The sequence below is a fragment of the Acinetobacter sp. AS5 genome (assembly GCF_048957595.1).
Lineage (GTDB): Bacteria > Pseudomonadota > Gammaproteobacteria > Pseudomonadales > Moraxellaceae > Acinetobacter.
The window spans coordinates 42,781-52,039 of record NZ_JARDAL010000029.1; the positions used below are offsets into that span (position 1 = coordinate 42,781).

Annotated in this window: 8 protein-coding genes; 2 read left to right on the forward strand and 6 right to left on the reverse strand. The window is 42.2% G+C overall.

Annotated elements, in window-relative coordinates; all coding sequences use genetic code 11:
* Positions 1 to 89: 89 nt before the first annotated feature.
* The 5 genes from PV763_RS10695 to PV763_RS10715 form a co-directional block, all read right to left on the reverse strand.
* On the reverse strand, positions 90 to 998 hold the full coding sequence (locus PV763_RS10695; protein ID WP_420937808.1) for a matrixin family metalloprotease: 909 nt from the start codon (positions 996 to 998) through the stop codon (positions 90 to 92).
* 61 nt (positions 999 to 1,059) lie between these two features.
* A complete protein-coding gene (locus PV763_RS10700) occupies positions 1,060 to 1,899 on the reverse strand; it encodes an OXA-134 family carbapenem-hydrolyzing class D beta-lactamase OXA-646 (protein WP_039902635.1) in 840 nt (279 codons plus the stop codon).
* Positions 1,900 to 2,045: 146 nt separating this feature from the next.
* The gene (gene dnaK / locus PV763_RS10705) at positions 2,046 to 3,986 is read right to left on the reverse strand and encodes a molecular chaperone DnaK (RefSeq protein ID WP_004281948.1); all 1,941 of its coding nucleotides are present in this window, start codon (positions 3,984 to 3,986) and stop codon (positions 2,046 to 2,048) included.
* 118 nt (positions 3,987 to 4,104) lie between these two features.
* Complete coding sequence (grpE, locus tag PV763_RS10710) at positions 4,105 to 4,653, reverse strand: nucleotide exchange factor GrpE (RefSeq protein WP_004647116.1); 549 nt, start codon at positions 4,651 to 4,653, stop codon at positions 4,105 to 4,107.
* A gap of 1,004 nt (positions 4,654 to 5,657) precedes the next feature.
* Positions 5,658 to 6,158, reverse strand: a complete 501-nt coding sequence (locus tag PV763_RS10715) for a hypothetical protein (RefSeq protein WP_005104971.1) — start codon at positions 6,156 to 6,158, stop codon at positions 5,658 to 5,660.
* Between the two features lie 217 nt (positions 6,159 to 6,375).
* On the opposite strand from PV763_RS10715, the gene PV763_RS10720 reads away from it, so the two are divergent.
* Positions 6,376 to 7,446, forward strand: a complete 1,071-nt coding sequence (locus tag PV763_RS10720) for an alpha/beta hydrolase (protein WP_420937809.1) — start codon at positions 6,376 to 6,378, stop codon at positions 7,444 to 7,446.
* Between the two features lie 71 nt (positions 7,447 to 7,517).
* Here PV763_RS10720 and PV763_RS10725 read toward each other — a convergent pair whose 3' ends face one another.
* A complete protein-coding gene (locus PV763_RS10725; RefSeq protein WP_005268228.1) occupies positions 7,518 to 8,192 on the reverse strand; it encodes an acetoacetate decarboxylase family protein in 675 nt (224 codons plus the stop codon).
* Positions 8,193 to 8,295: 103 nt separating this feature from the next.
* On the opposite strand from PV763_RS10725, the gene PV763_RS10730 reads away from it, so the two are divergent.
* A complete protein-coding gene (locus tag PV763_RS10730) occupies positions 8,296 to 8,868 on the forward strand; it encodes a peptidylprolyl isomerase A (RefSeq protein WP_004647112.1) in 573 nt (190 codons plus the stop codon).
* Positions 8,869 to 9,259: the final 391 nt, after the last annotated feature.

Genomic DNA, 9,259 nt, shown 5'->3' on the forward strand with positions numbered 1-9,259 from the left:
GTAGCCAATCACAATAACATGAAATCAGAATAGAGTGTTTTTTATAATACTTATACACTTAAATTAATTAAGGAATTCAAGCTGATCATTTAACGGTTATAAAGCAAGGTCTTGTCTGCAGGTCGCAGCTGGAAGTGTTGCAGATTCTGTTTACCCAGCACCGGATACATCAGTGCTTCCGGGTCATTATGGTGATACAGACCCAAGGCATGTCCGAGTTCATGTGCCAGAGTCAGGCGGAGATCATCTTCTGCATCAAATTGATAGACATGAATTTGATTGCCCATAAACACACCTTTATGAAATTCGCGGGCAGGGAAACGCTGTTGGGCTTGAATGATATTCTGTTGATGATTTTGCAGACCATGTTGATGCATGGAAACATTCATATTAAAGGAACTTTGCTGTTCCTGCAGGTATTGAAGTTCCCGTTGAAAATTTTCCGATTTACGCTGTAAAGCCAAAACTTCATATTCAATTTGCTCACGCTCATAAGCAGATAAATTCGGCTGACGGCGTCGTTGCTGTAAGGCCTGAAATTCACTATTGATCTGATCTCTTTGCTGGATCAGGCGTTGCTGCTGACTTTCCAGATGCTGATGGGATGCTTCCAGGTTTTTGACCTGACGTTGATACTTGGCGTCATCTGCCAGCAACTGTTTTTCGACTTTCTTTAAGGCATCATAGTCTTGCTGGCGCTGATCATAGATCAGGTGAATACTCAGCCTAGCATTTTCATCATAGACCATCAAATCGTCACGATTGCTTCCCTGATGCCAGATCTCGATGGCTTCCTTGCTCAGTTGAATCACTTGATCTTTACTCAGTCCAAAGCCTGAATCGACCTGATCAATCCGGAAACGTAAGCGGGTATCGAAAGGATGAGTCAAACGATCAGCCAGCGAGTTATAGCGCAGTTGAGGATGGGTTTTGGCCTGCATATGCAGATAGGCAGACATGATCAATCCCACCACGAGCAGACAGAGCAGAAGACGCATATTTTTTATTTAAATGTTTATTTTTTAAAAATATAGCTTAATTTTAATACTTTTCCCATGCCTATTTGCTTTGCTGCCCCACTTTTGGGTAAAGCCCTAATTCGCCCAGAGCCTGCTGTAAAATTTCAAGGCGAATGGCTGGATTCATATTGGTTTGCATTTGCATATTTAGAGAAAATGCCACGATTTCAGCCTGCGGTGTTTCGACCCACCCGGTGAGCCAGCCGACTTGCGGTTCTACATCCATGCCCCAACCGGATTTGGCATACAGGCGATAAGCTTGCCGTTCCTGTAGAAGTAACATGGCTTTGACTTGCTGCTGGACTTGAGGATCAAAGGCTAGTTGCTCTCGGGCTAGAGCAGAGACAAATTCGACTTCCTGTTTTGGAGTGATTTTCAAAGGGCCTACCAACCAGAAGTTATCGACCTGCTGACCAATCTGCTGATTACCAAATTGGATGCGTTGTACTTCCTGCTGCATTAATTCCAAACCAATATGACGTGCCAGTTCCTGATAGACGGGTACAGCAGAAGCTTGCATGGCTTCGCCGAGCGTCATGTCTTTTTCCCAGGCTGCAAAACTGCGTTTCTTGCCATCCCATTTAAAAATCTCATTGGTTGTGGCTTTACCATGTTGTAGACCAATCAGGGCATTGAGCATTTTGAAAGTAGAGGCTGGAACATATTCGGTACCTGCACGGCTTAAATCATTGCCATAGACCTGTACTTTTTGACCACGCTGAATCACTAAAACGCCAGAACTTTGCGCCTGATCAAATAATTGGGCAATGGCTTGAGTCGATTGAGTTGAAGTGATCTGAGAAGGGAAAGATGAAACAGGTGAGGTACACGCTGTCAGGCCCAAGCAACTCAGTAAAGGTAGCAAAATCAGAATTTTCATGGGTTCAGGGTATTTTAATGTTTGATTTAACTTAAACAGCTTTTTCTGAAAATACGATCAAATTTTGGTCATTTTTCTTCTATTCTTTTAATTAGAGACATAAAAAAACCGCGCTTTCGCGCGGTTTTTTCAGTTAAAGCGACAAATTATTTTTTGTCATCTTTCACTTCAGTGAACTCGGCATCTACAACACCGTCGTCCGCTTTTTGAGATTGACCTTCGCCACCTTGGAATGCGTTTGGATCAAAACCTTGCGCACCGCCTTGGCCTTGAGCTGCTTCATATGCACGTTGTGTAATTGGCATGATGATGTTTTGCAGCGCTTCAGTTTTCGCTTTGATGTCTTCAACGTCATTTTCTTTGGTTGAAGCTTCAAGCTCAGAAACCGCAGTTTCGATTGCAGTTTTTTCGTCTGCAGTCACTTGTTCACCAAGATCTTTCACTGCTTTTTGTGAAGAAGCAACTAAAGCATCCGCTTCGTTACGTGCTTTTGCAAGCTCTTCAAATTTACGGTCTTCTTCAGCATTCGCTTCAGCATCTTTAATCATTGCTTCGATTTCAGCATCAGACAAACCTGAGTTTGCTTTAATCTGGATCGATTGCTCTTTACCAGTACTCTTGTCTTTTGCAGATACTTTCAAGATACCGTCAGCATTGATGTCGAAAGATACTTCAATTTGTGGCACACCACGTGGCGCAGGTGGAATGTCACCTAACTGGAAGTTACCCAACAGTTTGTTTTGCTGCGCCATTTTGCGTTCACCTTGGTAAACCGAAATGTCTACAGCAGGCTGGTTGTCCGCAGCAGTTGAGAACACTTGAGATTTCTTCGCAGGAATCGTGGTGTTTTTCTCGATGATTGCAGTCAATACGCCGCCCATGGTTTCAATACCAAGTGTCAGCGGAGTTACGTCAAGTAAAAGTACGTCAGTTTTGTCACCTGAAAGTACCGCACCTTGAATCGCAGCACCCATGGCTACTGCTTCGTCAGGGTTTACGTCTTTACGTGGCTCTTTACCGAAGAATTCTTGAACCTTCTGTTGAACCATTGGCATACGAGACTGACCACCTACCAGGATCACGTCAGAGATGTCAGAAGTCGAAAGACCTGCATCTTTAAGCGCAATACGGCAAGGCTCAATCGTACGAGCAACCAGGTCAGCAACTAAACCTTCAAGTTTTGCACGTGTTACGTTGATCACTAAGTGTTTAGGACCAGTCGCATCAGCAGTGATGTATGGAAGGTTGATTTCAGTTGCATTTGAAGAAGAAAGCTCGATTTTTGCTTTCTCCGCAGCTTCTTTTAAACGCTGAAGTGCAAGTGGATCTTGTTTCAGGTTAAAGTTTTGTTCTTTCTTGAACTCTTCAACCAGGAACTCGATTAACGCGTTATCGAAGTCTTCACCACCTAGGAATGTATCACCGTTAGTCGACAATACTTCAATTTGCTGGTCGCCATCAAGGTCCGCAATTTCAATGATTGAAACGTCGAAAGTACCACCACCCAAGTCATAAACCGCGATTTTACGATCGCCTTCTTTCTTGTCCATACCAAACGCAAGTGCCGCAGCAGTTGGCTCGTTGATGATACGTTTAACTTCTAAACCTGCAATTTTACCTGCATCTTTAGTTGCTTGACGCTGTGCATCGTTGAAGTAAGCAGGAACAGTAATAACAGCTTCAGTTACGGTTTCGCCCAGGTAATCTTCAGCAGTTTTCTTCATCTTTTTCAAGATTTCAGCAGAAACCTGTTGTGGCGCCAATTTTTTGTCGTTGACATCAACCCAAGCATCACCGTTGTCAGCTTTGATGATTTTGTAAGGAACCAGACCGATATCTTTTTGTACCGCTTGGTCTTCATAACGACGACCGATCAAACGTTTGATCGCGAACAATGTATTTTTCGGATTCGTTACTGCTTGACGCTTTGCAGATTGACCTACCAGAATTTCGCCATCTTTATAGGCAATAATAGATGGAGTGGTACGCGCGCCTTCAGCGTTTTCGATTACTTTAACTTTGTCGCCTTCAAGTACTGCAACACATGAGTTTGTAGTACCTAAGTCAATACCAATGATTTTAGCCATTTGGATGTTTCCTCTAAAATTTTTTTGTGATTTACACTTGTTATCCGATATGAGAGCCGTTCGATTTTTTTCAAGTAAAATTTTTGAAAAATTTCACAAACTCCCGAATTTATTTGGCTTAAGCGCCGACCATCACCATGGCAGGACGCAATAAGCGACTGTTAAGCGTGTAGCCTTTTTGCAAAACAGTCCCAATTTCATTTGCTTTGGCATTTGGATCAATCCCGACTGCCTGGTGCAGGTCAGCATTGAAACCGTTGTTGGTGTCTACTGCCACAACCCCAAATTTCTCCAAGGTATGCAATAAAGATTTAAGCGTCAGTTCAACGCCTTCACGCAATGGTGTTTGCTCTTCACCTGCAGCCACAATGGCACGCTCCAGATTGTCGACTGTTTCTAGAAGCTCTTTAGAGAACTTTTCCAGAACCGTATCTTTATGCTTTTCAGATTCACGCTGAATACGTTCAACACTCTTTTGTGCTTCATAGACTGCATTGGCGGTACGGGCTTTTTCTAACTTCAAGTCACCTTCAAGCTGCGCAATCTGCTCTTGTAAAGACTCAACGGAAACTTCAGCCTGCTCGGTTTCAGCTTGAGTTTGCGCTGTATCTTGTTCCGCTTGCTCTTGCTCAAGTTGTTGAGCTTGCTCGTTTTGCTCAGTCGCCATTGATTTACTCCGTTTAAATGGGTTCTTAAACATGTACAGTCCTTAGGCCTCAGTGTTCACTGCGTTTATGCTGAACTGCCATGGTTGTGAAGTTCTTGATTACCTAAAGAAATCGGGGCAGGGTGTAAAAATTCAAGCGTCGACCCAGATTAAATTTAAGATTTATGCAAAATACTGAATCCAGCGGACAGCAGAACAAGCTATTCAGAACACAACAACAGGATGGGATGAGAATAAAATACACGGGTATAAGCAGCCATGAATCCGGATTTTGAGCTAAATAGATTTAATTCGCGACTAAATCCAAGATTTAATTATTTGAAAATAAATATAAAAAATTAATAATCGTATTTTTGAATCAAATTAATAATTTTAATCCGTTTTAAGTATGGGTAAAAAAATTGCATTATATTCCTATTAACAGCGACCTTGTTCAGAGGAGAGAGCCGAACCGGGTTGCTGTTGCCCTATTTTAAAGTTGCTTTTTTCAAGCTGAGTATCCCCAAAACTCAGCTTTTTTTTGCCTGTTTATTTATTAGACATAAAAACGATTAATATCTAAGCAATAAAGTCTTTCACAATAGATGAACTTTTAGTTAATATTTATTCCAGATTCTATCGCTGTAGTTTCTTCTTATTTTGAAATGTGTTTTCGTGGCTTATCCTGTTCTCTAGATAAGCCTTTTTTTTGCCTAGAATTTACCGATTTTGAATTTGTTGGAATCAGTTGTCTCTATTTTAGCGTTATGTAAGATAAAACTTACAGCTTGGATAGTGAATCTCGGCTTCATCAGAGCCAGTTGATCCGATAGGATAATTTATGTAGAGAACAGGATGTTCTGGTTGAATTGCTGAGAAGCATAAGCGAAGTGGAAGTTCGTTTAACATAACCCTCTACAAAGGCCCTAAAGAAATTTTCTTTAGGGCCTTTGTTTATCAGGAAGCTATCTTTTTCGATTTAAAAAGCTCAGTCTGGGCTTTTAATAGAGAAGACAATTCAAGTCTTAATCACGACGATCGCGTGAGCGTTGTTCCTGATGGCGTCGGTTGTCATTCCAGCGTTGATTAGAACGGTTTTGCTGGACTTTTTTACTGCGCTGATCTGTTGCACGTTTACGCTCCAGATCCTGACGACGTTTACGTTCTGCCTCTACCTGTTTTTGCCGTTGCGTCATGATATTTTTACGTTGCTGTTCATGGCGCTGCCGTTCCAGTTGGCTTTTACGTCGATCCAGCTCTAACTGTCTTTTACGATCCTGCTCCCAATTGCGACGTTGTAATTCCTGTTTACGTCGATCCAGTTCAATGCGTTTGCGTTGCTGTTCATATTCCCAGCGTTGCCGCTCATAGCGATGATCTTGTTCATAACGCCGGTCCAGTTCATAGCGACGGTCATAACGCTGATCATAGCGGCCATCATAATAGCCACCATCTTCAGGAAATGCGACGCAGCCTACAGCTAAAAATGCAGTCGCCAAAGACAAAGCTATAATTTTGCTAGCCATAGGCATCCTCCCGATTTGTAATAAAAAATATACTTAAGCTCGCAAAAGTACGTCAAAAATAACCTTTAAACGGTCAATGACATCTTCTATAAATGAGGGTAACGTATCGGGCAGAAGCTATATGTACATTGATATTAAGACTTCTATAAGAATATGGTCACTGAAACGCTAATCGTGTAGAAACTATGAAGAATTAAGAGAATAAGGACTAAAAATAATGACTGTGAATCCTCCGGTTCTGAAAAGTGTGATGGAAAAAGGACAAGGGACGGCAGCGCGTATGCTGGACCGTTTACCTGGCATTGCACAGGAAGCATTGGTTAAGACTCTGGATTATCCTCATGTCTATCCTGATTTAGACCCTTTGGTTAAATGTCTGATGGCCATCCAGATAAAACAGGGGCATAGCAGTTTTATCAGTGAGGATCTGGCACATTCGCGCACATTGTTTGATGCACGTATGAAAGCCATCCGGGCTAGACCGACCGCGGTCAAATTTGTCGAAGAGCTTCGCCTTCCTCTACAGAGTGGCAGCATCTTTGCCCGGCATTATCATCCAGCTCCACAAAAGAAGTTGCCGATGGTGATTTTTTATCATGGTGGTGCATTTATGGTGGGTGGTCTGGACAGTCATGATGAATTCTGTCGCTTGCTGGCAGTGCATGCCAAAGTACAGGTGTTAAGTGTGGCTTATCCGCTGACGCCAGAATTTAGTCCCTTACAAATGGTACAAGTCTGTGAAGATGCCTTGGCTTGGGCACATCAGCATAGCAAGCAGCTAAAAGTCTATAAAAATCGCATTGCCGTGGCAGGGGACAGCGCGGGCGGGAATCTGGCTACTGTCGTGGCACAGCGCAGTGCCGGTAAATCTTATGCCGCACGAGCACAGCTTTTGCTTTATCCGGCGCTCGACTTTAAAAGTCGCCATCCTTCTTTTTATGCTTATAAAGATGGACTGGTACTTTCGGAGCAGGATATTGATCTGGTGACCTTCATGTATGCCCAAACTCATCAGATTGAACTGGATGACCCACTGATTTCGCCGACCTATGGTGAATTGCAGAACTTGCCGCCGAGCTATGTAATTACTGCACGTCATGATGTTCTGCATGATGAAGGTTCAATCTATGCACATAAACTACGTCAGAATGGCGTGAGTGTTCATTATGATGAATATACCGATCAGGCACATGGTTTTATCAATCTGACGCCGATCTCCCGCCGTGCCAAAAAATATGTGATTGAGATCAGCAAAAACTTCCGCAAATTCTGGGACAAAAATAGTTAAATCGAAAGCATGAATGCAAAAAGGTGTTTCTCATGAAACACCTTTTTTTATAGCTAAGTTTTTATCAGTCTTTACACTTTGCTACTGATCTGCGCTTCAGGAAAGATCAGATTGAATTTGGGGACATAAAAGCTTTGCAGCAATTTGGCTTTGGAAAAATCTGGAAATATATTCTCGGCATCTTTCCACTCTACTTGTGAGAGTTTGGAGAGATGACCGCGGAACTGTGGACTAAACTGAAAACGCTGCCCTTTCCAGGCTTGCTGGATTTTCAACATAGACGCTGGAATATGATGACTATTAATATAGAACTGGCGTGCAGATTTAGTTTTCTTCAATCGAATCGTCATATGCTGGTTCTGGTGCTGAATCTGACACAGTACTTCCTGATCCTTTTCCTGCCATTCAAACTGCGCATGTTCTTTGGGAATGCCCCATAAATGCTGACCATGTACCACAGACTCATGGGTAGATACATAAATTTTAGGAATCGAGCTGAGGCGCCGTTTACTAATTAAAGGATGGTCCAGAATCAGTAACTCATCATAAGGGCCAATCGGCGAGGTGTGATAACGCACCAATAAGACTTGAATCATACGACCCAGTGGAGAAGGGGCAATACGGAACTGTTTTGCTTGCTCAATAAAGCTGGGGGTCAGCCAATAATTCAGAATAAAACCCTCACCCTGCAAACGCCACGGTGGAAACTGGTGGATATTTTGCTCCTGTAATAATGCATGCTTCATTCTTATTCTCTTGTCTTTAGTCGGCAGGTCACTGCATTATGAGTTATAAAAGATTAATATATAGTCATTCACAACCATTACTTCTAAGTAGATGAGTTAATAAATGTTAAAGAAATCATTATGTGTCATCGCACTTGCTGCGGTCAGTCTGCCAAGCTTTGCTGCCAATACGATTATTGAGATGAAGACTTCATCTGGAAATATTGAAATTGAACTCTTTAATGACAAAGCCCCAATCTCGGCAAAGAACTTCGAAAGCTATGTAAAGAGCAACTTCTATAAGGACACGATTTTTCACCGCGTCATTCCAGGCTTTATGGTGCAGGGTGGTGGCTTTGATGTGAACATGCAAGAAAAAGCCAATACTCAAGCACCCATTAAAAACGAATCGTCGAATGGTCTGCAAAATAAACGCGGTACTTTAGCCATGGCCCGTACCAATCAGCCGGATTCTGCCCGAGCACAATTCTTTGTGAACCTGGTCGATAATGATTTCCTGGATCGTTCTGCTAGAAATGCCGGCTATGCGGTGTTTGGTAAGGTCACTAAAGGTATGGATATCGTCGACCAGATTGCCAAAGTACCGACCCGAAACTATGGAATGCATCAAAATGTGCCGGTGAACCCTGTAAAAATCACCAGTGTGACGATTAAAGCACCAGTCGTGAAAAACTAGGCATAGAATAAAGCAGAAATATTTCATTTATATTTCTGTTTTAAAAATATGTACTTATGTAATAGATTGTATGTAATTGAACCAATTTGGTGCATAAAAATAAAACACTCGTGATTCCTGTGCGTTAAAAGCGCTTGCACGTGTAAGAAATTGCCCTATAATGAGCACATACCGACGAGATAGACGGAAACGAACGAAGCGGAATGGCGGAGTTGTTAAGTTTATCGAAGTCCAGCTTCTAGCACTGACGAGGTGTTAGAAAGATCATTAAGAGATTATGAAGAACAACTTGTGTGGATTTTTACTGGTTGATTGATCGAAATTATTTTCATTGATTGATGGTAGAAATTACTCGAAGTTTATTTGAGAAATATTTGTCAGAAAATTGATG